This is a genomic window from Bradyrhizobium sp. 613_E4_N2_2 (genome assembly GCF_052075995.1).
GTDB classification, from domain to species: domain Bacteria; phylum Pseudomonadota; class Alphaproteobacteria; order Rhizobiales; family Xanthobacteraceae; genus Bradyrhizobium; species Bradyrhizobium barranii.
Window position 1 is genome coordinate 6,308,427 of sequence record NZ_CP197234.1, and the last position, 25,862, is coordinate 6,334,288.

Sequence of the window (25,862 nt, forward strand, 5' to 3'; positions counted from 1 at the left end):
GTCAAGCGGCGAGGCCGCTCTCGACCGGAGCAAATTCCAGCCCGAGGCTCTCGGCAACCGCCTTGTTGGTTATGCGGCCACGATGCACGTTCAGTCCGTTGCGCAAATGCGGATTTTCCAGGACTGCAGCAAAGCCCTTGTTGGCGAGCATCAGGCCGAATGGCAGCGTTGCGTTGTTCAGCCCCTGGCTCGACGTCACCGGCACCGCGCCCGGCATGTTGGCGACGCAATAATGCACGATGCCGTCGACCTGATAGGTCGGATCGGCGTGCGTGGTCGGATGCGATGTCTCGAAGCAGCCGCCCTGGTCGATCGCGACGTCGACCAGCACGGCGCCCGGCCGCATCGACTTGAGCATCGCGCGCGTGACGAGCTTTGGAGCGCTGGCGCCCGGCACCAGCACCGCCCCGATCACGACGTCGGCGGCGAACACCTCGTCCTCGACCGCTTCGATGGTCGAGAAGCGGGTGCGCACGCGCCCGAGAAACACATCGTCCAGCTCGCGTAGACGGGGAATCGAGCGGTCGATCACAGTGACTTCCGCACCGAGGCCCGCCGCCATGCGCGCGGCCTGCGTTCCCACCACGCCGCCGCCGAGCACGACGACGCGCGCCGGCTGCACGCCGGGCACACCGCCGAGCAGCACCCCGCGGCCGCCGGCCGATCGCTTGAGCGCGGCGCCGGCGGCTTCGACGGCGAGGCGGCCGGCGACTTCGCTCATCGGCGCAAGCAGGGGGAGGTGACCGGCCGCGTCGGTGACGGTCTCATAGGCGACCGCAGTGCAACCGGAAGCGAGCAGACCCTTGGCCTGTTCGGGATCCGGCGCGAGATGGAGGTAGGTAAAGAGGATCTGGCTTTCGCGAAGCTGAGCCCATTCGCTTTTCTGTGGCTCCTTCACCTTCACGATCATGTCGGAGCTGGCGAAGATGTCGCGGGCGTTCTCCGCGATCGCGGCCCCTGCCCGCTGGTACACCTCGTCGGACGCGCCGATGCCGCTGCCGGCGCCGGTCTCGACCGTCACCTGGTGCCCGGCCGCGACATATTCGCGGACCGCGCCCGGGGTGAGCCCGACGCGATATTCCTGCACCTTGATCTCCTTGGGCACACCGACGCGCATTTTGGGCTCCTTCCAACGTCCTGATTCACCCCGCCATCGTAGCGATCGGGCCAGTTTGGTTTCGTGCAAATATCCGCTAGCTTCGACCTCCCCGCGCCGGTTTCCGGCGTGCAAACGCCCTTTCACGCTGGAAACGAAACCTTGGCCCTCGACCGGAAAGATCTCGCCATCCTCGCGGAACTCACCACCAATGCGCGGGCCAGCCACACCGAGCTCGCCACCAAGGTCGGGCTATCAAGCACGGCGCTGGCGCGGCGGCAGAAGGCGCTGGAGGACGACGGCTACATCCAGGCATACCAAGCCGCGCTTGATTTGGCGCAGTTCGGCCTCACCACGACCGTGCTGGTGCGCATTGCGCTGGAGAGCCAGAGCGACGAGGCGCTGAAGGCGTTCGAGGCCGAGGTGGTGAAATGTCCGTCCGTCGTGCGCTGCTTCCTGATGTCGGGCACCGACGACTACATCCTGATCGTGCTCGCCCGCGACATCCAGGATTTCGAGCGCATCCACCGTACCGAGTTGTCGCGCCTGCCGCGCGTGGCGCGGGTCCAATCGAGCTTCGCGCTGCGCGAGATCGTCAACCGCGCGGTGCCGACGGTGGTCTTCGGCGAAGCCAAGCGCTGACACTGTGTCGCGGGCGCCATAATTCCCGGCAGGGAACCAAGCGGCCGATTGTAAGTTGGAGGCCATTGGCAAGCGGAGGCAACGGTGCCTCCGCGTCAGCTCGGCTGACGTCTCGGCTCAGTCGCCGTCGCAGGGAGCAGGACATGAGCGATGTCACGCACGAGATTCCCGAACGCATTCCAGTTCATATCGTCGTCAATGGCGTCGGCCACACGCTCGATCTCGTGCCCTGGACCACGCTTCTGGATGCCCTGCGTGACCATCTTGCGCTGACCGGCACCAAGAAAGGCTGCGATCACGGCCAGTGCGGCGCCTGCACCGTGCTGATCGACGGACGGCGCGTCAATTCCTGCCTGACGCTCGCCGTCATGAAGGACGGCGCCGAGATCACGACGATCGAAGGGCTTGCCAAGGACGGAACGCTTCATCCCGTGCAACAGGCGTTCATCGACCACGACGCCTTTCAGTGCGGCTATTGCACGCCGGGACAGATTTGCTCGGCGGCGGGCCTTTTGGCCGAAGGCCGCGCCCGGGATGCCGACGAGATCAGAGAGCTGATGAGCGGAAATCTCTGCCGCTGCGGCGCCTATCCGAACATCGTCGCCGCGATCCAGCAGGCAATGGGCCGGCCATGAACAACTTCCAATATTCCCGCGCCACCGACGTCGCCGATGCGATCCGCCTGCTGGCCGCCGATCCCGACGCCAAGCTGATTGCCGGCGGGACCAATCTGATCGACCTGATGAAGGAAAATGTCGAGCGGCCCTCCCGGCTGATCGACATCTCCCGCCTGCCGCTCCGCGACATCGAGGAGACGTCCGACGGAGGGCTGCGCATCGGCGCCTTGGTACCGAATTCGGACCTCGCCTACCATCCGCTTGTCGAGCAGCGCTACCCCCTGCTCGCCGGCGCCATCCTCGCCGGCGCTTCCGCGCAATTGCGCAATATGGCCTCCGTTGGCGGCAACCTGATGCAGCGCACGCGCTGCGCCTACTTTTATGACACGGCGACGCCCTGCAACAAGCGAGAGCCCGGCAGCGGCTGCTCGGCAATCGACGGCCTCAACCGCAACCACGCAATCCTCGGCACGAGCGCGTCCTGCATCGCGACCAACCCGTCCGACATGAGCGTCGCACTTGCCGCGCTCGGTGCGCTCGTGCACGTCGCAGGTCCCTCCGGCCAGCGCACGATCGCATTGGCCGATTTCCATCGACTCCCGGAGGACAAACCTCATGTCGATACAAATCTCGGCATCGGCGAGATCATCGCGGCCGTCGAACTTCCCAAGCATGGCTTTGCCCGTAACTACAGCTATCTGAAAATCCGCGACCGGCTGTCCTATGCTTTTGCTTTGGTCTCGGTCGCGGCCGCGCTCGAACTGGATGGCAACGCGATCAGCGAAGCCCGCCTGGCGCTCGGCGGCGTGGCTCACAAGCCCTGGCGCAGCCTTGAGGCCGAAGCGGCGTTGCGCGGCCAGGCAGCGACGCCGGACCACTTCTCGCGCGCGGCCGATCTGCTGCTGCACGGGGCAACGGCGCGCGCACATAACCGCTTCAAGATCGAGCTCGCACGCCGCACCATCGTGCGTACGCTGATACAGGCCGCGATCGCCACGCCACAATCACAGGCTCACAAGAAAATCGCGTGAGGGACCGATGAACGCCTATGTCGGAACGCCAACGTCCCGCGTCGATGGCCGCGCCAAGGTCACCGGAGCCGCCAAATATGCCGGCGAATTCCCGGCAGACGGCCTCCTCCATGGCTTCGTCGTCGAGGCCACGATTCCGCGCGGACGTATCGCTCGCCTCGACGCCAGCGACGCGCTGCAAGTGAAGGGCGTGGTCGACGTGCTTACGCATGCGCATCGTCCGCCCCTCGCCGACAATGACGATGCCTGGAAGGACGAGGTGGCGCCGGAGAAGGGCTCGCCTTTCCGCCCGCTCTATGACGACAGGATCTGGTTCAACGGCCAGCCGATCGCGCTCGTCGTGGCGGATGACTGGGAAACCGCCAAATTCGCCGCGACCCGCGTGCGCGTTGAATACGACCGGGAGGCATTTGCGACCGACCTCGAATCCGAACATGGCAAAGCCGGCAAAGTGGATCGGCCGCACAAGCCGCGCGGCAACGCCGCCGCAGCGCTGGCTGGGGCCGCTGTGCGGCACCAGGCGGATTACGTCCTGCCGACCGAGCACCACAACCCGATGGAGCTCTATGCGACCACGGTGGTCCGCGACGGCAGCGGCAGGCTTACCGTCTATGACAAGACGCAAGGTGTCCAGAACGTCCACAAATATCTATGCAGTGTGTTCAACAAGAAGCACGATGACCTCCGCGTGGTCTCGCCCTATGTCGGCGGTGCCTTCGGCTCCGGATTGCGGCCGCAATACCAGGTGGTGCTGGCGACGCTTGCCGCGCTCGAACTCAAGCGATCCGTTCGTGTCGTCCTGACACGGCAGCAGATGTACGGGCTCGGCTATCGGCCGATGACCATCGAGCGCGTCGCGCTCGGCGCAAGGCCCGACGGCACGCTCGATGCCGTCGCGCACGAAGCCACTGCTATGACCTCGCGCTACGAGGATTTTTCGCGCAATGACAGCGGCTGGGCGGAACAGCTGTACAAGAGCCCGAACAGCCTCTTCTCCCACAAGCTCGTCGATCTCGACGTCTCCACACCCTGCGACATGCGCGCGCCCGGCGCCGCCTCCGGCGTCTGCGCGCTCGAATGCGCCATGGACGAGCTGGCCGTCGCGCTCAAGCTCGACCCGATCGAGCTGCGATTGAAGTGCTATTCGGACCGCGACCAGAGTGAAGACCTGCCCTACACCAGCAAGCAGCTGCGCGAATGCTACGCCCGCGGCGCGGAAGCGTTCGGCTGGAGCCGGCGCAATCCTGCTCCGCGCTCCATGCGTGATGGCAAGGACCTGGTCGGTTGGGGCATGGCGACGGGGGTATGGGAGGCGCTTCAGATGCCGGTCGCCGTCCGCATCGTGTTGACGTCGAACGGCCATGCCGAGGTATCCTGCGCCGCGTCCGATATCGGCACCGGCACCTACACCATCGTGGCCCAGGTGGCCGCCGACGCCCTCGGGCTGCCGATCGAGAATATCGACGTGAGGCTTGCCGATTCGACCTTGCCGCAGGCCCCCGTCGAAGGCGGTTCCTGGATGGCGGCGTCGGCCGCGCACGCCGTGCTGGGCGCGGCCGAAGACATTCGCCAGGAGCTCGCACGGCTCGCCAAGGCGATGCCCGCCTCGCCCCTCGGCGGCGTCGATGCGCCCGATGTGATCCTGGTCGACGGCACGATCGCCAAGGCCGGCGACAAGGCCCGTGCCGTCTCGATCGCGGACGCGATGCGTCACGGCAAGCTCGAGCGGATCGAGAAGCAGAAGCTCAATCATTTCGCGGAGGACAAGTCGCACGCGCGCAACACCCATTCGGCGGTCTTCGCCGAGGTCAAGGTCGACGAAGACCTGGGCGTCATCCGCGTCACGCGCGTCGTGAGCGCGGTCGCAGCCGGACGGATCCTCAATACCAAGACCGGCCGCAGCCAGATCATGGGCGGCGTGGTCTGGGGCATCGGAATGGCGCTGCACGAGGAGACGGTGATGGATCACCGCTTCGGCAGGATCATGAACGCGAACATCGCCGAGTACCACATTCCCGTGAATGCCGACGTTCACGACATCGACGTCATCTTCGTCGACGAACCCGACGACCGGATCAACAAGCTGGGCGTCAAGGGCATTGGCGAAATCGGCATCGTCGGCGTACCTGCGGCGATCGCGAACGCAGTCTATCACGCCACCGGCAAGCGCATCCGGCGCTTCCCGATCACGCTGGACAAGTTGCTGGATTGATCGCCCGTCACACGATCCCCGCTGGATCGGGCGATTGTCATAGAACTGTCATCGAAAGTGCAGAGACCTGCCAGTCTCTGTAGATTCGGGACACACCATGGATTATTTCAAGCGCTTCAACTTCCTGTTCGCCGCACCTGTGTTCGACGCCGACGATCTGGAAGGCATCCGCTTCAACCAGATTATCGAGGAGATCCAGCGCTCCGGCTTCGAGGTCGTGAGGGCCCGCAGGTTGGAGGACGCGGAGATCGCGGTGCAGACCGACGCCGCGATCGGCTGCATGGTGGTGGACTGGGGCAAGAAGGGCCTCGAGGGGAAGACCTCGGCGCTGATCAACCTGATGCGGCGCCGCGGCCTCGACTTCCCGATCATCCTCCTGATCCGGCGCAAGCGCTTCGAGGATTTGCCGGTCGAGGTGCTCGACTTCATCGACGGCTATGTCTTCCTGTCCGAGGAGACGCCGACCTTCATCGCCAAGAATTTGATCAGCCGGCTCAAGCAATATGCCGAGACGCTGAAGACGCCGTTCTTCGGCGCACTGGTCGATTATGCCGAGGAAGGCAACCAGCTCTGGACCTGTCCGGGTCACAATGGCGGCGTGTTCTACAACCGCAGCCCGATCGGCCGGGTCTTCGTCGAGCATCTCGGCGAATCCGTGTTCCGCGACGACCTCGACAATTCCGTGCTCGACCTCGGCGACCTCCTCACCCACGAGGGTCCCGCGCTGAGGGCGCAGAAGGAAGCTGCCCAGATTTTCGGCGCGGAGAAGACCTATTTCGTGCTCAACGGCACCTCGACCTCGAACAAGGTCGCGCTCGGCGCCCTCGTCACCGACGGCGACCTCGTGCTGTTCGACCGCAACAACCACAAGGCCGCCCATCACGGCGCGCTGATGATCAATGGCGGCGTCCCGGTCTACGTCCCGACCATCCGCAATGCCTGGGGCCTGATCGGCCCGATGCGCTGGGACATGCTCGACGAAAAGGCCCTGCGCGAGGCGATCCGGAACCATCCGCTGGTGACGGACAAGGACGCCTGGCGCAAGGCGCGGCCGTTCCGCGTCGCCGTCGTCGAGCAGTGCACCTATGACGGCTCGATCCACAGCGCCGAGATGATCCTGAAGCGCATCGGCCATCTCTGCGAATACATCCTGTTCGACGAGGCCTGGGCCGGCTTCATGAAATTCCACCCGCTCTATGCCGGCCGCTTCGCCATGGGGCTGGCGAACCTTCCCCCCGAAGCACCCGGCATCATCGCGACGCAGTCTACCCACAAGCAGCTCGCGAGCTTCTCACAGGCCTCCCAGATCCACATCAAGGACCGCCATATCCGCGGCCAGAAGCGGCGCGTCGAACACCGCCGCTTCAACGAGAGCTTCATGCAGCACGCCTCGACCTCGCCGTTCTACCCGCTGTTCGCCTCCCTCGACGTCGGCGCGCAGATGATGAAGGGCCGCTCGGGCGAGGTGCTGTGGGACGACACGATCCGGCTCGGCATCGAGCTGCGCAAGAAGATCCGCGCCATGCGCCGGGAGTTCGAGGAGAAGGAGCAAAATCCGGATCGCCGCTGGTTCTTCGAGCCCTTCGTGCCCGATCGCGTCGCCATTCCCGACGTCAGCCGCCCCGGCGCCGCGCACAACGTCGCCTGGGAGACCCTCTCCACCGACGAGCTCGCCACCAATCCGGCGCTGTGGCAGCTCTCGCCAGATACCAACTGGCACGGCTTTCCCGATCTCGCGGAGGGCTTTGCCATGACCGACCCGAACAAGCTGACGCTGCTGACGCCCGGCTTCGATCGCACCACCGGCGCCTATGCCGAGCACGGCATTCCCGCGCCCGTGGTCGCGCAGTATCTGCGCGAAAACCGCATCGTCCCTGAGAAGAACGACCTCAACTCCCTGCTCTTCCTGCTCACTCCCGGCGTCGAGGCGAGCAAGGCCGGCACGCTGATCTCCGGGCTTGTCGCATTCAAAAGGCTGCATGACGACAACGCGTTGCTGGCCGACGTCATCCCTGAATTCTACCAGCGGCGGCAGGCGCGCTATGCCGGCGTGCGGCTGCGCGATCTCTGCGGCGACATGCACCGCTTCTTCCGCGCCGCCGATGTCAGCGCCCTCCAGGCCCGGCAGTTCATGCCCGAGCACATGCCCGAGATCGCGATGTCGCCGCGCGATGCCGCGCGCTATCTGTTCAAGAACGACGTCGACTATTTGCCGATCGAGGCGATCGCGGGCCGCATCGCCACCACGCCGTTCGTGGTCTACCCGCCCGGCATCGCCACCATCGTCCCCGGCGAGCGGCTGACGGAGCGGGCCAAGCCCATGGTGGATTATCTCAAAATGTTCGAAACCTGCTTCAACACGTTCCCGGGGTTCGATGTGGAAATCCAGGGCGTCTACAAGGAGATCGATGCACAGGGCCGCATCGGCCTCTATACTTACGTCGTTGCCGAGTAGGTGCCGATGAACGAAACAGCGATTGCGCGTACAGATGACGAACCGGTTCTGGTCCGCCCCTCACGGGAGAGCGATGTCGAGGCGATGCTGGCGATCTACCGCCATCACGTCCGCAATGGCGTGCCGCGCGACGTCGAGGGAACCGGCGCGCCCGAACCGGACGATCTGCGCGACCGCCGCAAGAACCTGAAGCAGACCCGCCTGCCGCATCTGGTCGCGACCTATCGCGGCGAGGTGGTCGGCTATGCCTATGCGGTGCTGTTCCGCAAGCGCCCGGCCTACCGCTACACGGCCAAGCACTCGATCTACGTCCACCACGAGCATCTCGGTCGCGGCGTCGGACGGCTGCTGCTCCAGGGAATGATCGATGCGTGCGCGGCGGCCGGCTTCCGCCAGATGATCGGCTATATCGATGCCGACAACGCGCCCTCGCTGGCGCTGCACGAAAAGTTCGGCTTCGCGCGCGCCGGCGTGCTCTGCGGCGTCGCCTATCGCCACGGCCGCTGGTCGGACACGGTCATGGTGCAGCGATCGCTCGGCGCGGGCATCACCGCGCCGCCGACGCTAACGGCACCGGGCCGTTAAACCTTACGAGGGAAAGTCAGCCGGCTTGACCTGGATCCGGTCGGCATGCAGCGACCAGTGATGCAACGCCTGGTCCTTGCAAAACCTCGCCTTCGCCCGCTCCCTGGCTTCGTCCTCGTCGGTGGCGTCGATTTCGAGCGTGCCCTGGCAAACCTCGATCTGCCGGCCGTACTGGCCGAGCACGTCCTTCATGAACCTGACGACATAAGTTGACATGGGACCTCCTGCCTGCGCCAGCGTGCCCCGGCGGCACTTTAATCCCATTTAGCCTGAACCGGGAAAGGAGATTTTGACGCGGATCAAGATCGGTGACGGTTCCCGCCGCCAACGCAGGCGTCGATACAATCCGTCAGCGATCACGTCTTGATATCGAGGAGGGTCTGTTCTGTCTCGGCGTAGGCTTGAATGACCTGCGCATTGGCAATGAAGCTGTACTTGGCGGCCGCCATTTGAACGAACTCGCTGGCGAGATCGACGTTCGGCGCGGCGACAAGGCCGTCCTCGTTTGCGAAGGCAGCGCCGGGGTCGGATTGTGCGGTATAGCTCGGCGAAACCGTCGACACGGTCGCGACCGTACCGCCTGGCGTCGAGCCGCTCGATTGGGAGACCTGATCGATGCGCAACGGCACATAGGCCGCTGGAAATGTCGGGCCAATGCTCGAGCTGCCCGCACCGGCCGATGTGCTCGATCCGCTTGAGGCGGGTAGCGGGCCGGTCGTGCGGACATTGGCGATGTTGCTCGCGGCCACGTTCACGCGCAAACTCGCCGCGGAAAGTCCGGATGTCGCAATCGAAAATATGCTCATGGACTTCAACTACAGGACAAGTGATACGCGTTCATTCACGCCATCAGTAAAATCCGCCGCTTTCTGTTTTCATCCGCGTAACCAACGATCGGAGCGCGATCAGGCTTCGCACGCCCCTACCCCGGCGTCACGCCGAACGCCTGCTTGAAGCGCTCGGCGTAGCGCGGCCAGACCTCGGGATTGATGATGCGCGGCGGGCGTTTGCCGTCGAGCGTGTCCAGCACCTGCTCGGCGGCGATGCGGCCCATGTTCTGGCGCGCCTCGATCGTCACGCCTGCGGTGTGCGGGCTCGCCAGCACGTTGTCGAACTGGAGCAGCGGATGCTCGGGCGGCGGCGGCTCCTTCGACCAGACGTCGAGGCCGGCACCGGCAATGCGCTTGTCGCGGAGCGCCTGGAGCAGCGCATCCTCGTCGTGGATGAAGCCGCGCGCCGTGGTGATGAAATAGGCGTGCGGCTGCATCAGCGCGAATTCGCGCGTGCTGATCATGTTGCGGCTTTTCTTGTCGAGCGGACAGGAGATCGAGACGAAATCGGCGCGGCGCAGCAGCTCGTCGAGCTCGACCTTCTCCCCGCCCCGCTCGGCCATCACCTCGGCCGACAAATACGGGTCATAGGCCAGCACCGTCATGCCGAGCAGGCCCTTGCACAGCGCGGCAATGCGGCGGCCGACATTGCCGAGGCCGATGATGCCCACGGTCTTGTGCTCGACCTCGTTGCCGACGAGCTCGTTGCGGTTGACGTTGGCCTCCCTGCGGAGCTTGCGGTCGGACTGGATGATGCGCTTGGACAGCGTCAGCATCATCGCCAGCGCATGCTCGGCGACGGAATGCGCGTTGCCACCGGACTGGTTGACGACCAGCACGCCCGCATCGGTGCAGGCCTCGACATCGACGGGATCGAAGCCCGCGCCATTGCTGGAGACCAGCAACAGGTTCGGCGTGCGCTTCAGGAAGGCGGCATCGACATGGAAATGCGGGGCAAGTTCGTCGCGGGCGGCTCCGATCTGGTAAACATGCGCCGCGTTCAGGATCGGGGCATAGAAATCTTCCGGGCTCTCGTTCTCGATGCGATCGAGCCGGACGTCGGACCGCGCCTTCAGGATGTCGATATAGATCGGATTGGCCAGGTATTTGACGTAGAAGACACGCTTGCTGTTGACGGACATCAGGACCCTTCCGGCTCTCTCAAGGAGACCCGCAAGGCCAGCGCACCCCGCGCTCCGTCCATGCGTTCCTCCCGTTTTTGCATTATCGCCGCTTATGACATGGCGGTGCCGGCCACGACAGGCCGTCTGGCGCAGATCACGGTGCTGGCCCGGACATGTTGACAATCCCGCTGCCTGCGTCAAGTTCGGCAGACCGCCGCGACGACCAGAACTAAGAAGCATGCGCGGCTCAAGGGAGAACGCAATGGCGCTTGCGGAACAGCAGACCTCGCCCCAGGCGGCACAAGGCGCCGGCGACAGGAGCTGGCACGGCATCGTCCTGCAGACCCTGAAGCGGAACGAGATCAGCCTGATCCCTTACGTGCCCGACCGCGTGCTGACGCCGCTGATCAAGAACCTGCACGCCGACCCCTTCTTCACCACCTTTGCCACCGCCCGCGAGGAGGAGGCCGTCGGCATCGTCTCCGGCGCCTGGATGGGCGGACGTCGCGGCGCGGTGCTGATGCAGACCTCCGGCTTCGCCACGCTCGCCAACGTGCTGGCCTCGCTCGCGGTGCCCTACCAGATCCCGCTGATCATGTTCGTCTCCGAGCGCGGCACGCTTGGCGAGTTCAATTACGGGCAATCGCTGGTCTGCCGGACCATGCGCCCGGTGCTGGATTCGCTCGCGCTGGAGCACCACACCATCACCCGGCTCGACGAACTCGAATTCATCGCCGACCGCTCGATCAAGCAGGCCGTCACCACGCAAGCGCCGGTGGCGTTAATCCTCAACCCGCTGCTCACCGGCGGCAAGACGTTCGACAAGTGAGGTCGGCGATGAACACGCGCAATACCAAGGTCATGAACCGCTTCGACGTTACCTCGCGCCTGATCGGAAAGCTCAAGCACGAGGAAGCCGTGGTCGGCGGCATCGGCAACACCAATTTCGATCTCTGGGCCGCCGGCCATCGCCCGCAGAACTTCTACATGCTCGGCAGCATGGGGCTGGCTTTCCCGATCGCATTGGGCGTCGCGCTGGCCCAGCCCGATCGCCGCGTCTTCGCGCTCGAAGGCGACGGCTCGCTGCTGATGCAGCTCGGCGCGCTCTCGACGATTGCGGCGTTGAAGCCGAAGAACCTCATCATGATCGTGATGGACAACGGCATCTACCAGATCACCGGTGCGCAGCCGACGCCGGCCGCTGGCGTCGCCGACATCGTCGCCATAGCCACAGGCTCGGGACTTGCCAACAGCGCCTGGGCCGCGGACGAGGAGGATTTCGAGCGGCTGGTCGACGAGGCCATGTCCGCCTCCGAGCCGAGCCTGATCGCGGTCCGCATCGACGACAAGCCGGGCGTGGGTACCACCCGCAGGGATCCCGTCCAGATCCGGGAACGCTTCATGCACGGCCTCGGCGTACGCGAGCCACTTTAACGTTTCGTCATTAACTACACGGCGATCTGATCCCTGCCCCGCAACAGGCCGTTGCAAATCCGTGCTATCGGCACCGGATGCCCATTTTTATTCGCTTTTTTGCCTGGCTGCTCGCGGCCGCCGTCACTTTCGCAACCCTCGGCCCGCCCGGCCTGCGGCCCCATTCCGACCTCGGCCAGGACGGTGAGCACGCCCTCGCCTTCATCCTGGTGGGACTGGCCTTCGGCCTCGCCTACCGGAATCGCCGCTGGGCCATCGCCGCCATCGCGGTGGTCCTGATCGGCGTGCTCGAGCTGATGCAGTTCTGGGCACCGGGACGGCATGCACGGCTGGACGATTTTCTGGTCGATGCCGGCACCGCCTGTATCGGCTTTGCGCTCGCCGCCGTCGCCGATTGGATCATGGCACGCCTCCGCGCCAATTCGGCCCTGACGAACTAGGGCCCCGCGGAGTGACGCTCCGCGGGGCCCGGCTCTTCAAAGCCTTCACGCTCTGACCGATCAGTCGATGATCTTGACGACGCGGCGCGTGCGCGGTTCGACGATGACGCGGCGATCGTTCACGACCGCGTAGCGATACTCGGTATAGTTCGGCACGGGGCGCAGCACCACGGTCGGGGGCAGCGGCTCGCCGACGACGACGCGCTCGTGGATCACGACGGAATCGTCGCGCGGGATTCCGCCGAGCACGGCATTCGGAATTTCGAGGCCCGCGCCGACGGCCGCACCGACGGTGCCGCCGACCATCGCGCCGATCGGTCCGCCGATGTCGCCACCCGCACGTGCGCCGTCCCTGGCGCCCTGTTCGGTCGTCGACTGGGCAAAGGCTGCACTCGACGCCAGCAGCGACACGGCAGCCAGCGAAATCGCAAGACGGGTCTTCATGTCCACACTCTCCAGTGATTGTTCTGCGCCTTCAACCGCGGGGGCGGACCATTGTTCCGGTTCCCGCACGACGAAAGACAGACCAGATCTGGAGAGTGTTACCGCGTAACACTTACGCTGCGGCGATCTCGTGTCCCGCCATCAGTTCCAGTGCCCGCACCATCGCGGAATGATCCCAGGCCTTGCCGCCATGCGCGGCGCAGGACGAGAACAATTGCTGCGCCAATGCCGTGCTCGGCAACGACAGGCCGAGCGCGCGCGCACCTTCGAGCGCGAGGTTGAGGTCCTTCTGGTGCAGCTCGATGCGGAAGCCCGGCTCGAAATTGCGCTTCACCATGCGCTCGCCATGCACTTCGAGAATCCGCGACGATGCAAAACCGCCCATCAGCGCCTTGCGCACGAGAGCGGGATTGGCCCCCGCCTTGGATGCGAACAGCAGCGCTTCGCTCACCGCCTCGATCGTCAGTGCGACGATGATCTGGTTGGCCACCTTCGTCGTCTGACCATCGCCATTGGCGCCGACATGCGTGACGTTCTTGCCCATCTTGTCGAAGATCGGCTTCATGGTGCCAAAGGCCCGCTCCGGCCCGCCGACCATGATGGTGAGGGTCGCGGCCTTGGCCCCGACCTCGCCGCCCGACACCGGCGCGTCGAGATAGTCCGCGCCTAGCGCCTCGATCTTCTTCGCGAATTCTTTGGTCGCCAGCGGCGAGATCGAGCTCATGTCGACGACGATCTTGCCCTTGGAGATCCCGTTAGCAACGCCGTCCTTACCGAACAGCACCGCCTCCACATGCGGGGTATCAGGCACCATGATGATGACGGCATCCGCCTCCTCCGCGACCTCCTTGGCTGACTTGCAGGCGATGCCACCCGCGGAAATCAGCTCAGGCGCGACCGGCGCGACGTCATGTAGGAGCACGCGATGGCCTGCGGCCAGAAGGTGGCCGGCCATCGGCCGTCCCATGGTGCCAAGTCCGATGAAGCCGATATCGATCATGTCTACGTTTCCTCAGGTCTCAAATGTCTGCGCGGCGTGCCAGGACAGGCCTTCCAGCGTCGTGGTGCGCGGCTTGTATTCGCAGCCGATCCAGCCGCGATAGCCGATCGCGTCGAGGTGGCGGAACAGGAAGGGGTAGTTGATCTCACCGGTGCCGGGCTCATGGCGACCGGGATTGTCGGCGAGCTGGATATGGGCGATCTGCGGGAGATATTCCTGCATGGTCCGGGCGAGATCGCCCTCCATGATCTGCATGTGGTAGATGTCGTACTGGATGAACAGATTGTTCGACCGCACCTCGGAGATCAGCTGAACCGCCTGCTCGGTGCCGTTGAGGTAGAAGCCGGGAATGTCGAGCGTGTTGATCGGCTCGACCAGGAGCTTGATGTTCTCGCGCGCCAGCGTCGAGGCGGCAAAGCGAAGATTGCCGACCAGCGTTTCGTTGAGCTCGCGCGGGTCGGCATCGGCAGGCGCGATGCCGACGAGGCAATTGAGCTGCTCGCAATCGAGCGCCTTGGCATAGTCGATGGCACGGAACACGCCGTCGCGAAATTCACTGACGCGATCGGGCAGGATCGCGATGCCGCGCTCGCCCGCCGCCCAGTTGCCCGCTGGAAGATTGTGCAGCACCTGCGTCAGCCCGTGAGCTTCGAGCTGCTCGCGCAGCAACGCCTTGTCGAAATCATACGGGAAGAGATACTCGACCCCGGAGAAGCCCGCCGCTTTCGCCGCGGCGAAACGGTCGATGAACGGCATCTCGTTGAAGAGCATGGTGAGGTTGGCGGCAAATTTCGGCATGATGCTGTTCCCCCTATTCCGCCGGCTGAAGCACGCCGGGCCGCGCGGTCGAGACCTCGTCGAGCGGCAGATCCAGCACCTCCTCGAACTCGACGATGTTGTCGATCTCCGTGCCCATCGCGATGTTGGTGACGCGTTCGAGAATGAACTCGACCACGACGGGCACGCGGTGCTTCGCCATCAATTCACGCGCGGTCGCAAACGCCGCCTGCGTATCCTTGGGATCGGTGACGCGGATCGCCTTGCAGCCCAGGCCTTCGGCGACCGCGACATGGTCGACGCCGTAGCCACCGAGCTCCGGTGCGTTGACGTTCTCGAAGGAGAGCTGGACGTGGTAATCCATGTCGAAGCCGCGCTGGGCCTGGCGGATCAGGCCGAGATAGGAATTGTTCACGACGACGTGGATGTAGGGCAGATTGAACTGCGCGCCGACCGCGAGCTCCTCGATCAGGAACTGGAAGTCGTAATCGCCGGACAGCGCGACGATCTCGCGATCCGGGCATGCCGCACGCACTCCGAGCGCGGCAGGCAGCGTCCAGCCGAGCGGGCCGGCTTGCCCGGCATTGATCCAGTTGCGCGGCTTGTAGACGCCCAGGAACTGCGCGCCGGCGATCTGCGACAAGCCGATCACGGTGACATAGGTGGTGTCGCGGCCGAAGGCCTTGTTCATCTCCTCATAGACGCGCTGCGGCTTGATCGGGACGTTGTCGAAATGGCTCTTGCGCAGCATCGTCTTCTTGCGATCGCGGCAGGCCGCGGCCCACGCCTGGCGCTCGCGGAGCCTGCCTGACCGGCGCCACTCCCTGGCGACGGTGACGAAGAGCTCGAGCGCGGCCTTGGCGTCCGAGACGATGCCGAGATCCGGATTGAACACGCGCCCGATCTGGGTCGGCTCGATGTCGACATGCACGAAGGTGCGACCCTTGGTGTAGGTCTCGACCGAGCCGGTGTGACGGTTGGCCCAGCGGTTGCCGATGCCGAGCACGAAGTCGGATTCCAGCATGGTCACATTGCCATAGCGGTGGCTGGTCTGCAGGCCGACCATGCCGGCCATCAGCACGTGGTCGTCGGGGATCGCACCCCACGCCATCAGCGTCGGCACGACCGGCACGTTGGCGATCTCGGCGAATTCCACCAGCAGGTCCGAGGCGTCGGCGTTGATGATACCGCCACCGGCGACGATCAGCGGCCGCTCGGCGGCGTTGAGCATCTCCAGCGCCTTCTCGACCTGCTTGCGCGTCGCGGTGGGCTTGTAGACTGACAGCGGCTCATAGGTCTCGTCGTCGAACTCGATCTCGGCGAGCTGCACGTCGAGCGGCATGTCGATCAGCACCGGACCCGGCCGGCCCGAGCGCATGATGTGAAAGGCCTGGCTGAACACACGCGGCACCAGCGCCGGCTCGCGCACGGTCACAGCCCATTTGGTGACGGGCTTTGCGATCGACTCGATGTCGACGGCCTGAAAATCTTCCTTGTAGAGCCGTGCGCGCGGCGCCTGCCCGGTGATGCAGAGGATCGGAATGGAATCGGCGATCGCCGAATAGAGCCCGGTGATCATGTCGGTGCCGGCCGGCCCCGACGTGCCGATGCAGACGCCGATATTGCCGGCCTTCGCCCGCGTATAGCCCTCGGCCATATGCGAGGCGCCCTCGACATGGCGCGCGAGAATGTGGCGGATCGACCCGCGCTTCTTCAGCGCCGAGTACAGCGGATTGATCGCGGCCCCGGGAACGCCGAAGGCAGTCGAGATGCCTTCCTTCTCCAGAATTCGCACGGCAGCATCGACGGCTCGCATCTTCGCCATATCGGACCTCGCTTGAGTTGCGTCAGCGAGCGCGATCATCGGGCGTGCAAGATGCGATCTCAACGAGATCGATTTTATTTTCCACGATGCGGCAGCCGTGGAAAAACCGCGGCGGTCTCAAGCGGTTAGATCGACATCGGCGTGAAAGCCGCTCACTCGAACAGTGGCGCGAGCTCCATCTGCGGCACCAGCACGAGGCCCTTGTCGGTGATACGAATTTCCGGAATGACCGACAGCGGAATCAAATTGAAGCCCATGTAGGGGATGGTGCAGCCGGCTTCGGCCCATTCCTTCTTCAGTACCTTGACCGCTTCGGCGACCTCGGTGACCCGTTTGTCGGAGAGCAGGCCTGCGATCGGCAGCGGAACCAGCGCCCTCACCTTGCCGTCGGCGACGACGCAAACGCCGCCCTGCTCCGCCTTGATGGCCGATATCGCCGCCTGCATGTCGCCCTCGTTGGTGCCGGCGACGATGATGTTGTGGCTGTCGTGCCCGACGCTGGAGGCGACCGCCCCGCGCTTCAGGCCGAAATCCTTCAGCAGGCCGTAAGCCACATTGCCGGCCGACTTGCCGTGGCGCTCGACCACCGTGACGAAGCACAGGCCGTAGCGCTCAAACAGCGACGGCCAATCCTTGGCCGGCTCGATCGCGACCTTCTCATGAATCAGCGTAATGCCCGGCAACGCGGTCTTGATAGCGTTGACGGTACACGCCTTCGCCGGCAATTCCGGCGTCAGCTTGACCTTCTCCGGCAGCTTCACCGTCGCATAGGCCGCCTTCGGATATTGATAGCGCTGCGACAGCGCCTGATCGAGCCGCGGCGTAATCTTGCCATGCTCGACCACCAGCTCGCCGCCATACCAGGTGCATTGCGGCTTGAGCTGATCGTCCATCAGCACGAGATCGGCGCGGCGGCCGCCGCCGAGCCCGCCGATATCGCCCTCCATGCCGAAGCGTATGGCGCCATGCAGCGAGCCCATCGACCAGGCCTGTTCGGGCGACATGCCGGCCTTTACGGCCTCGCGCACCACCCAGTCGAGACCGAACAGCAGAAGATCGTCGGCATCACGGTCGTCGGTGCACACGGCCGTACGTTTGTGCGACGCCCCGAGTTCGGTGATGGTGCGGATCGCCTGCGGCAGCGAATGCCAGGGCGTGGTCGGCGGACCGCCGCGCAGGAACACCCAGACGCCGGCGTCGAGCAGATCGTCGGCGATATCGCGATCGATCGCCTCATGGGTGTCGGTGACACCGGACGCCGCATAGGCCGCGACGAATTCACGGCCGTAAACGTGTCCGGACACCGGCCGCCCCCGCTTCAAGGCAGCGGCAAGAATGGCATGGCTGCGCTCGTCGCCCATCGTGACAGGCACGAAATCCATCTTCTCGCCGAGCGCGACCGCTTCGGGCCAGCGGTCGAACAGGCCGGCGATCTTGTCTGGCGTGAGGTCGCCGCCCGCGGTCTCCAGTTCCGCCGACGTGGCCGGCACCGTGCTCGGCACCGTCAAAAAGATCGAGAGCGGCGCCTCGCGCGCGTCCTCCAGCATCGCCTCGACACCGGCGACATCCATGACGTTGCCGATCTCGTGGCTGTCGCAGAAGATCGTGGTGGTGCCGTTGAGGAGCGCAGCCTCGGCATAGGCGCAGGCCGTCACCATGGAGGATTCGATGTGGATGTGCGGATCGACCAGCCCCGGCGCGATGATGCCGCCGGCGGCGTCGTAAAGCGGCACCCCGCCCCAGACCTTCTTCGCCGCCCCGGCCGGTTTCACCGCTGCGACGCGGCCACCGGTGATCCAGACCTCCCGACCGGGATGGATACGTTCCGAATAGGTCGAAAGCACCCGGGCACCCGTGACCACGAGATCCGGTGCGACGCGCGCGGAGGCGACATCGGCCAGACGCCGGGTCATCGAATGCAGCGGTGCGACGGCGAAGCGGCTAAGTCTGGTCATCGGGACCCTCGCGTGGCGTTACGGCCCGGCGATGGTTACGCCCTGCGCTATAGCGGGCAAGCGCAAATATAACGGCAGGCCCTGCTTACGCCTTAGGCGCCGAACTGCCCGTCGCCCCCGCCCTTGCGGGCCTGCGCGGGTTCCGCCTTCTCGGCGGTGCTGCAGCAGCGGGCTTGACCCGAATTCGCATCGACCGGCCCTTTGGCTCATCGATCTCGAACGAATTCGTCTTGCGTACGAGGTCACTCAGCTTGCGGAACCCGAACGTTCTCGGATCGAAATCGGAGGCCAGATTGGCGAGCTGCCGGCCGACTTCGCCGAGCGCGACCCAGCCGTCCTCGCTCTCCATCTGGGTGATGACCTTCTTGATGATGGGCGTGGCGGCATCGGGCGGCTGAAGCGACGTCGATCTTGAGGCGGCATCCTGGGTGGTCGCCGGGACGGAGACCAGGTTCTCGGTGTAGACGAACCTTCGGCAGGCCTGCCTGAAGCTCTCCGGCGTCTTCTGCTCGCCGAACCCGAACACGTCGACGCCCTGCTCGCGGATGCGGGCGGCCAGACGGGTAAAGTCGCTGTCGGAGGAGACCAGGCAGAAGCCGTCGAACCGGCCGCTGTGAAGCAGGTCCATGGCGTCGATCACCAGGGTTATGTCGGAGGCATTCTTTCCCGTCGTATAGGCGAATTGCTGCTGCGGGATGATGGCGTGCTTCGACAGAATGTCGGCCCAGCCCCTGGACCGTGCATTGGAGAAGTCGCCATAGATGCGGCGGACGCTGGCCTCGCCGATCTTGGCAATCTCCTCGAACAGCCCATCCGCGATCTTCGCAGAGGCGTTGTCGGCATCGATCAGGACGGCGAGACGGGGCGAGCGAAGTTCCGACGGCATGGCGTTTCCTCAACGAGCTGGACGCAGCATTAGAGGACGCGCGCGCCGGGACGGCTAGTCCTCGTTCGCCTTGAAGCGCCCCATCCCCTTCAGCACGAACGGGGCCAGCAGCGCAACCAGCGCAATGCCGAGCAGCGTCGCCGAGATCGGGCTCTGGAGCAGCGTCATGGGATCGCCGAGGCTGATCGCGAGCGCGCGGCGCAGCTGGCTCTCGGCGATCGGACCGAGGATCAGGCCGACGACGACCGGCGCGATCGGAAAGTCGAACCGGCGCATCAGGAAACCGAGCACGCCGAAGCCGGCGAGCATCGACAATTCGACCACCGACGGCTTTGCGGCGATGGTGCCCATGGTCGCGAACACGAGAATGCCGGCATAGAGCCAGGGCTGCGGGATCGCGAGCAGCCGCACCCACAGGCCGACCAGCGGCAGATTGAGCACCAGCAACATGCAATTGGCGATGAAGAGACTGGCGATCAGGCCCCAGACAAGGTCAGGCCGCTCGGCAAACAGCAGCGGCCCCGGGTTGAGGCCGTACTGCTGGAACCCCGCCAGCATCATCGCGGCCGTCGCCGAGGTCGGCAATCCCAGCGTCAGCAGCGGCACCAGCGTGCCGGCGGCGGAGGCGTTGTTGGCGGCCTCCGGTCCCGCGACGCCTTCGATCGCGCCCTTGCCGAATTCTTCCGGATGTTTTGTCAGCCGCTTCTCAGTGGAATAGGACAGGAAGGTCGGGATCTCCGCGCCGCCAGCGGGCAGCGCACCGATCGGGAAGCCGAACATGGTGCCGCGCAGCCACGGCTTCCACGAACGCTTCCAGTCTTCTTTCGTCATCCACAGCGAGCCCCGCACCGGCTCGAGCTTTTCCTCAGTGTGGTGGCGGCGCGATGCGACGTAGAGCGCCTCGCCCACCGCAAACAGGCCGACAGCAAGTGTGGTCACCTCGACGCCGTCGAGCAGCTCGGGGACGCCGAACGCAAGCCGCGCCTGACCCGTCAGCTTGTCGATGCCGACGAGGCCCAGCGTCAGGCCGATGAAGAGGCTGGTCAGGCCGCGGACCGGGGAATCGCCGAAGGTTGCCGACACCGTGACGAAGGCGACGCACATCAGCGCGAAGTAATCCTCGGGGCCAAAGCGCACGGCGAAATCGACCAGCCACGGCGCGAGAAACGCAAGGCCGATGGTGGCGATGGTGCCGGCGACGAAGGAGCCGATCGCGGAGGTCGCAAGCGCCGGCCCGCCGCGGCCGGCCTTGGCCATCTTGTTGCCTTCGAGCGCAGTCGCCATCGAGGCACTCTCGCCGGGCGTGTTGATCAGGATCGCCGTGGTCGATCCGCCATACATGCCGCCGTAATAGATGCCCGCGAACATGATCAGCGAGCCGCCGGGGTCGAGCTTGTAGGTCACCGGCAGCAGCAGCGCGACCGTCAGCGCCGGGCCGATGCCCGGCAGCACGCCCACTGCCGTGCCAAGAAACACGCCGATCAGCGCGTAAAGCAGGTTCATCGGCTGGACGGCGACCGCCATGCCGTGGGCCAGCGCCGCAAAAGTGTCCATCACAGCAGTCGCTCCAGCGGGCCGGTCGGAAGGCTCAGCGTCAGCAGCCGGTCGAACGCGAGATAGATGAGAGTCGACATCACGAGGGCGATGATGCTGTCGACGAGGATGGCACGGCGCCCGAAAGCTGCCGACGTCGTCACGAACAGCGCCGACGTCGCCAGGATGAAGCCGCCGCCGAAGCCGATGATGGCAATGAGGAGCGCAAGGCCAACGAGGATCAGAACCACAGGCACGGGATCGGCGCTCTCGCGCGCCGGCAGATTGCCGCGCAGCGCGTCGATGAAATTGCCGATCGCGAGCAGCGCAAGGCCGGTGGCGACCACGACCGGCATTGCCTCCGGTCCCATCCCGTACATCGAAGTGGATTGTAGCCCGCGCGCGTCCCAGACCAGCACCGCGGCGAGACCTGCGAGCAATACAGCGATGACGATGCCGGCGCGATCGACGCGCCGCGGCTGGGCGGGATCGCCTGAGGTCATGACTTGACCAGGCCGACCGATTTCAGCACGTCGGTGACGCGCACGGTTTCCTTCTTCAGGAAGTCGACGAAGGCGTCGCCGCCGAGATAGGCATCCTCCCAGCCCTTCTGCTTGAGGATCTCCTTCCAGGCGTCCGACTTCACCATCTTCTCGACCGCATTGCTCAGCGTCTTGCGCTGCTCCGGCGTGATGCCGGGAGGCGCGACCACCGAACGCCAGTTGGCGATCACGAGGTCGATGCCTTGCTCCCTAAAGGTCGGGATGTCGCTGCCGGCGATGCGCTTCTCCGAGGTCACGCCGATCGCGCGCAGTTTGCCGGATTTGATCTGCCCTTCATATTCGCTCAGCCCCGAAATGCCCGCGGTGACCTTGCCGCCGAGGATTGCCGCCAGCGATTCGCCGCCGCCGGAGAACGGGATGTAGTTGATCTTCTTCGCGTCGGCGCCGACGGCGCCCGCGAACAACGCGGCCATGACGTGGTCGACGCCGCCGGCCGAGCCGCCGGCGAAGGTCACCTTGGCGATGTCGGCTTTCACCGCGGCGGCGAGATCCTGCGCGGTCTTGATCGGCGAATTCGCCGGCACCACGATCACCTGGATTTCCTCGGTGAGGCGCGCGATCGGCGTCACCTGCTCGAGCGTGACAGGCGATTTGTTCATGGCGAGCGCACCCACCATGACGAAGCCGTTGACCATCAACTGGTTGCCGTCGCCCTTGGCGCCGTTGACGAACTGCGCGATGCCGACGCTGCCGCCGGCGCCGGGAACGTTGACGACCTGCACGCTGCGCGCGACGCCCGAAGCGACCAGCGCCTGCTGCATCGAGCGCGCGGTCTGGTCCCAGCCACCGCCCGGGGCCGCCGGCGCCATCAGCTTGAGCTCGAGCTGCTGGGCGAAAGCGGGCGCAGCTGCCGCAAGGGTCAGCGCGACGGCTGCGCCGACAAGGCGCGCGGGAAATTTGAACATGGGGGGCATTCTCCAGGGCTCGTGCGGACGTCGTTGATCGGTTGCCGCATTGTGTCGTTTGGTCGCATATCAGCCAAAACGGCCGATGCTGTCCAGCGACAGGCCCGGTTCCTTGTTAGCCAGATTTCGGCATCACCCCGCCGAGCGCGACGGTCAACTCGCCGGCGACTTCGCGCACGATTTGGCCGATTTCCGGCAATCTGTCGTCGGTCAGGCGGCTGGTCATGCCCGAGACGGAAATCGCCGCGAGCGGCTCGGCGCAGTCGTTATAGACCACTGCGGCAATACAGCGCAGGCCCATACAGGCTTCTTCATCGTCGAGCGCAAAACCCTGCTTGCGTATCTTCTCGAGCTCCTTGAACAGGTCGCCCGGCCGCACGATCGACTTCTCGGTCAGGCGGGGCATGCCGTGATGGCGGATGACCGCGCCGACGTCCTCGTCCGAATAAGTCGCGAGCACTGCCTTGCCGACGCCTGACGTCACCATAGCGACGCGGCCGCCGACCTGGGTCAGCGAGCGCATGATCTCGCGGCTCTCCATGCGGGTCAGCACGATGATGAACTCGTCGTCGACGACAGCGAGATTGGCGGTCTCGCGAGTGAGATCGCGCAGCTTGCGCAAGTAAGGAATCGCCTGCGTGGAGAAATTACGCCGCCGGGCAAAGCTCGCGCCGACCGTGAAGCTGCGCACGCCGACATGCCATTTGGACTGGGCACGGTCGAACTGCACGAAGCGGCGGCTCTCCAGCGTCGCCAGCAGGCGGTGCACGGTCGAGGCCGACAGGCCGGTGCGCACGGCGAGGTCGCTGAGGCGATAGCCTTCGTCGTCTTCGGCCAGCGTTTCGAGGATCGATAGCGCGCGGTCGACGGACTGCACGCCGCCATCGCGCGCGTCGTGGTCGGCCTCCGATGGCGATCGAGGCTCGAGCGATTTGCGCCGGATCACGTTCTTGCTCATCGCGACCTGACCGTTCTCCCTCGCCCTATTCTTATTTCCCTCTCCCCGCTTGCGGGGAGAGGGTCAGGGTGAGGGGGAGTCTCCGCAAGGACGGTGACAGTTAGACTCGTGGAGAGTCCCCCTCACCCGAATTGCTTCGCAATTCGACCTCTCCCCGCGCGCGGGGAGAGGTGAATAACCACCCGCTCCGGATCATACCGAAGCGTCTTCGTCGTCTCAGAGCAGCCCCGCGCCGCGCGCCCACTTGTACTTGGCGCCGAGCACCTCGACCGGCAGCTCGGTGGAGTACGCGTAGGCCGGGATGCCGTTCTGGTAGAGATATTCGGCGGCTTCCTCGACCTCGACGTCGCCGGCGAGCGAGGCGACGATCGGCTTCACGAAGCCCTTGGCCTCCATCTCCTTCTTCACCTCGACCATGTTGCGGGCGAACACCATCGGGGGCGTGACGATGGTGTGCCAGTAGCCGAGGATCAGCGAATGGATCCGCTCGTCCGACAGGCCGAGCTTCACCGTGTTGACGTAGGTGATCGGCGGCTCGCCGCCGGTGATATCCACAGGATTTCCGGCCGCACCGAACGGAGGGATGAACTTGCGGAAGGCCGCATCCAGATCCGGCGGCATCGACATCAGCGACAGGCCGTTGTCGACGCAGGAGTCCGACAGCAGCACGCCCGAGCCGCCCGCACCGGTGATGATCAGCACGTTCTCGCCCTTCGGCGTCGGCAGCACCGGCACGCCACGGGCGAATTCGAGCAGCTGCCGCAGCGAGCGGGCCCGGATCACGCCGGACTGCGCCAGGACGTCCTCGTAGATCTTGTCGTTACCGGCGAGCGCGCCGGTATGCGACGAGGCCGCCTTTGCGCCGGCCGAGGTGCGGCCGGCCTTGAGCACGATGACCGGCTTCTTCTTGGAGACGCGCTTGGCGGCTTCCGCGAAGGCGCGGCCGTCCTTGAGGTCTTCGCAGTGCTGCGCGATCAGGTTCGTGTTCGGATCCTGCTCGAAAAAGGCGAGCAGATCGTCCTCGTCGATATCGGACTTGTTGCCGAGGCCGACGATCGCCGAGACGCCCATCTTGGCCGAGCGCGAGAAGCCGATGATGGCCATGCCGATGCCGCCCGACTGCGACGACAGCGCGGCGTGGCCCTTGACGTCATAGGCCGTACAGAAGGTCGCGCAGAGATTGGCCGGCGTATAATAGAAGCCGTAGATATTCGGCCCCATCAGGCGGATGTCGTACTTCTTGCCGACCTCGACGATCTCGGCCTGAAGCTCCGGCGCGCCGGCTTCGGCGAAGCCCGACGGAATCAGAACCGCACCCGGGATTTTCTTCTCGCCGCATTCGGTGAGCGCCGCCGCGACGAACTTCGCGGGGATCGCGAACACGGCCGTGTCGATCACGCCCGGCACGTCCTTCACGCTCTTGTAGGCCTTGTAGCCGAGGATCTCGGCGGCCTTGGGGTGGATCGGATAGATGTCGCCCTTGTAGCCGCCGTTGATGAGGTTCTTCATCACGGAGTTGCCGATCTTGCCGTCCTCGGCGGAGGCGCCGACCACGGCGACCGCCTTCGGCTGCATGATGCGGCTCATGGCCGCGACGATCTCTTCGGTCGGGCGCGGCTTCGGCTTGGGCACATAGGCGAAGTCGACGACGATGCGCACGTCGGCGGCGATCGCGTCCTTGGCCGTCGCGAACACCGGGTTGAGATCGAGCTCGACGATCTCGGGGAAATCGGTGACGAGCTGCGAGACCTTGACGATGACGTCGGCGAGCGCCGTACGATTCACCGCCTCGCCGCCGCGAACGCCCTTCAAAATCTCATGCGCCTGGATGCCGTCGAGCATCGACAGCGCGTCTTCCTTGGTCGCGGGCGCGAGGCGGAAGGTAATGTCCTTCAAGACTTCGACCAGCACGCCGCCGAGGCCGAAAGCGACCAGCTTGCCGAACGAGCCGTCGGTGATCGAGCCGACGATGACCTCGGTGCCGCCGGCCAGCATCTGCTGCACCTGGACGCCCTCGATCTTGGCATCGGACTTGTACTTCTTGGCGTTGGAGAGAATGGTCTCGTAGGCCTTCTCGGCATCCTCGGCCGTCTTGAGGCCGACGATGACGCCGCCAGCTTCGGTCTTGTGGAGAATGTCCGGCGAGACGATCTTCATCACCACTGGGAAGCCCATCGAGGAGGCCATTTTGCCGGCCTCACCCGCCGACCTGGCCACGCCCTCCTTCGGCACCGGAATGCCGTAGGCGTCGCAGACCAGCTTGCCTTCCGGCGCGGTCAGGCTGGTGCGGTTGTCCGCCTTGACCTGGTCGAGCACTTTGCGGACGGCATCTTTGGAATTGGACATATGGCTTCTCCCTTGACCTCAGTTCGTTCTTTCAAAGCGCGCGCGTGTAGCGGCTGCCCGTGATGCTTGCCATTCGCCGCGCTCTGTTCCATGTCGCGGAACGGAGTGGCATAAAGCCCACATTACTCCGCCGCTTTGGATCAAAAATGGCTGGCGATGGCATTTGGTATGCCAGAAGCCAACTTGTCAAGCTGCTGCATGACT

The 25,862-nt window shown here is 65.1% G+C and carries 24 protein-coding genes; 9 read left to right on the plus strand and 15 right to left on the minus strand.

Annotated features, from left to right (window positions below; genetic code table 11):
• Window position 1: 1 nt before the first annotated feature.
• Window positions 2-1,117, minus strand: coding sequence for an alanine dehydrogenase (gene ald / locus AB7290_RS30145; RefSeq protein WP_085400655.1), 1,116 nt, complete (start codon window positions 1,115-1,117; stop codon window positions 2-4).
• 141 nt (window positions 1,118-1,258) lie between these two features.
• Between ald and AB7290_RS30150 the strand changes: the two genes are divergently transcribed.
• The 6 genes from AB7290_RS30150 to AB7290_RS30175 all read left to right on the plus strand — a co-directional run bounded on the left by AB7290_RS30150 (window position 1,259) and on the right by AB7290_RS30175 (window position 8,638).
• Complete coding sequence (locus AB7290_RS30150) at window positions 1,259-1,738, plus strand: Lrp/AsnC family transcriptional regulator (RefSeq protein WP_028150288.1); 480 nt, start codon at window positions 1,259-1,261, stop codon at window positions 1,736-1,738.
• Between the two features lie 143 nt (window positions 1,739-1,881).
• A complete protein-coding gene (locus tag AB7290_RS30155) occupies window positions 1,882-2,373 on the plus strand; it encodes a (2Fe-2S)-binding protein (RefSeq protein ID WP_085400654.1) in 492 nt (163 codons plus the stop codon).
• The gene (locus tag AB7290_RS30160) at window positions 2,370-3,386 is read left to right on the plus strand and encodes an FAD binding domain-containing protein (RefSeq protein ID WP_085400652.1); all 1,017 of its coding nucleotides are present in this window, start codon (window positions 2,370-2,372) and stop codon (window positions 3,384-3,386) included. The genes AB7290_RS30155 and AB7290_RS30160 overlap by 4 nt, the downstream gene beginning before the upstream one ends.
• Window positions 3,387-3,393: 7 nt before the next feature.
• Window positions 3,394-5,598, plus strand: coding sequence for a xanthine dehydrogenase family protein molybdopterin-binding subunit (locus AB7290_RS30165; protein WP_085400651.1), 2,205 nt, complete (start codon window positions 3,394-3,396; stop codon window positions 5,596-5,598).
• A 97-nt stretch (window positions 5,599-5,695) separates the two neighbouring features.
• Entirely contained in the window at window positions 5,696-8,053 is a 2,358-nt protein-coding gene (locus tag AB7290_RS30170; RefSeq protein WP_085400649.1) for an Orn/Lys/Arg decarboxylase N-terminal domain-containing protein, read from the plus strand.
• A gap of 6 nt (window positions 8,054-8,059) precedes the next feature.
• Window positions 8,060-8,638, plus strand: coding sequence for a GNAT family N-acetyltransferase (locus AB7290_RS30175; protein ID WP_085400679.1), 579 nt, complete (start codon window positions 8,060-8,062; stop codon window positions 8,636-8,638).
• Between the two features lie 3 nt (window positions 8,639-8,641).
• On the opposite strand, the gene AB7290_RS30180 is transcribed toward AB7290_RS30175, so the two are convergent.
• The 3 genes from AB7290_RS30180 to AB7290_RS30190 form a co-directional block, all read right to left on the minus strand.
• Window positions 8,642-8,854 carry a hypothetical protein gene (locus AB7290_RS30180; RefSeq protein WP_028150282.1) on the minus strand — a complete coding sequence of 71 codons (213 nt, stop codon included), beginning with the start codon at window positions 8,852-8,854 and terminating at the stop codon, window positions 8,642-8,644.
• A gap of 140 nt (window positions 8,855-8,994) precedes the next feature.
• Window positions 8,995-9,444, minus strand: coding sequence for a flagellar basal body rod protein FlgC (locus AB7290_RS30185; RefSeq protein WP_085400647.1), 450 nt, complete (start codon window positions 9,442-9,444; stop codon window positions 8,995-8,997).
• A 116-nt stretch (window positions 9,445-9,560) separates the two neighbouring features.
• On the minus strand, window positions 9,561-10,610 hold the full coding sequence (locus AB7290_RS30190; RefSeq protein ID WP_063984507.1) for a hydroxyacid dehydrogenase: 1,050 nt from the start codon (window positions 10,608-10,610) through the stop codon (window positions 9,561-9,563).
• A 244-nt stretch (window positions 10,611-10,854) separates the two neighbouring features.
• Between AB7290_RS30190 and AB7290_RS30195 the strand changes: the two genes are divergently transcribed.
• The 3 genes from AB7290_RS30195 to AB7290_RS30205 all read left to right on the plus strand — a co-directional run bounded on the left by AB7290_RS30195 (window position 10,855) and on the right by AB7290_RS30205 (window position 12,466).
• Window positions 10,855-11,421 (plus strand): thiamine pyrophosphate-binding protein, encoded by a 567-nt coding sequence (locus AB7290_RS30195; protein ID WP_085400646.1) that lies wholly within the window; start codon window positions 10,855-10,857, stop codon window positions 11,419-11,421.
• A gap of 8 nt (window positions 11,422-11,429) precedes the next feature.
• Window positions 11,430-12,026, plus strand: coding sequence for a thiamine pyrophosphate-dependent enzyme (locus AB7290_RS30200; protein WP_085400644.1), 597 nt, complete (start codon window positions 11,430-11,432; stop codon window positions 12,024-12,026).
• A 77-nt stretch (window positions 12,027-12,103) separates the two neighbouring features.
• Window positions 12,104-12,466, plus strand: coding sequence for a VanZ family protein (locus AB7290_RS30205; protein ID WP_085400642.1), 363 nt, complete (start codon window positions 12,104-12,106; stop codon window positions 12,464-12,466).
• A gap of 60 nt (window positions 12,467-12,526) precedes the next feature.
• Here the strand turns inward: AB7290_RS30205 and AB7290_RS30210 are convergent, their stop codons facing one another.
• From AB7290_RS30210 to AB7290_RS30260, 11 genes are all read right to left on the minus strand, one after another.
• Complete coding sequence (locus tag AB7290_RS30210; protein ID WP_014496647.1) at window positions 12,527-12,910, minus strand: DUF1236 domain-containing protein; 384 nt, start codon at window positions 12,908-12,910, stop codon at window positions 12,527-12,529.
• Between the two features lie 112 nt (window positions 12,911-13,022).
• Window positions 13,023-13,910 carry a 2-hydroxy-3-oxopropionate reductase gene (locus AB7290_RS30215; RefSeq protein WP_085400641.1) on the minus strand — a complete coding sequence of 296 codons (888 nt, stop codon included), beginning with the start codon at window positions 13,908-13,910 and terminating at the stop codon, window positions 13,023-13,025.
• A gap of 12 nt (window positions 13,911-13,922) precedes the next feature.
• On the minus strand, window positions 13,923-14,708 hold the full coding sequence (gene hyi, locus AB7290_RS30220; protein ID WP_085400639.1) for a hydroxypyruvate isomerase: 786 nt from the start codon (window positions 14,706-14,708) through the stop codon (window positions 13,923-13,925).
• Window positions 14,709-14,721: 13 nt separating this feature from the next.
• Window positions 14,722-16,512 carry a glyoxylate carboligase gene (gene gcl / locus AB7290_RS30225; RefSeq protein WP_085400638.1) on the minus strand — a complete coding sequence of 597 codons (1,791 nt, stop codon included), beginning with the start codon at window positions 16,510-16,512 and terminating at the stop codon, window positions 14,722-14,724.
• Window positions 16,513-16,664: 152 nt separating this feature from the next.
• Window positions 16,665-18,467 carry an adenine deaminase C-terminal domain-containing protein gene (locus tag AB7290_RS30230; protein ID WP_085400636.1) on the minus strand — a complete coding sequence of 601 codons (1,803 nt, stop codon included), beginning with the start codon at window positions 18,465-18,467 and terminating at the stop codon, window positions 16,665-16,667.
• A gap of 85 nt (window positions 18,468-18,552) precedes the next feature.
• Window positions 18,553-19,353: an NYN domain-containing protein gene (locus AB7290_RS30235; RefSeq protein ID WP_038931674.1), complete on the minus strand. Its 801-nt coding sequence runs from the start codon at window positions 19,351-19,353 to the stop codon at window positions 18,553-18,555.
• Between the two features lie 54 nt (window positions 19,354-19,407).
• A complete protein-coding gene (locus AB7290_RS30240) occupies window positions 19,408-20,907 on the minus strand; it encodes a tripartite tricarboxylate transporter permease (RefSeq protein WP_085400634.1) in 1,500 nt (499 codons plus the stop codon).
• Complete coding sequence (locus AB7290_RS30245; RefSeq protein ID WP_085400632.1) at window positions 20,907-21,389, minus strand: tripartite tricarboxylate transporter TctB family protein; 483 nt, start codon at window positions 21,387-21,389, stop codon at window positions 20,907-20,909. The genes AB7290_RS30240 and AB7290_RS30245 overlap by 1 nt, the downstream gene beginning before the upstream one ends.
• Complete coding sequence (locus tag AB7290_RS30250; RefSeq protein WP_085400631.1) at window positions 21,386-22,354, minus strand: Bug family tripartite tricarboxylate transporter substrate binding protein; 969 nt, start codon at window positions 22,352-22,354, stop codon at window positions 21,386-21,388. The genes AB7290_RS30245 and AB7290_RS30250 overlap by 4 nt, the downstream gene beginning before the upstream one ends.
• A gap of 115 nt (window positions 22,355-22,469) precedes the next feature.
• Window positions 22,470-23,312 carry an IclR family transcriptional regulator gene (locus tag AB7290_RS30255; RefSeq protein WP_063984517.1) on the minus strand — a complete coding sequence of 281 codons (843 nt, stop codon included), beginning with the start codon at window positions 23,310-23,312 and terminating at the stop codon, window positions 22,470-22,472.
• Between the two features lie 216 nt (window positions 23,313-23,528).
• Complete coding sequence (locus AB7290_RS30260; RefSeq protein ID WP_028150267.1) at window positions 23,529-25,658, minus strand: acetate--CoA ligase family protein; 2,130 nt, start codon at window positions 25,656-25,658, stop codon at window positions 23,529-23,531.
• Window positions 25,659-25,862: the final 204 nt, after the last annotated feature.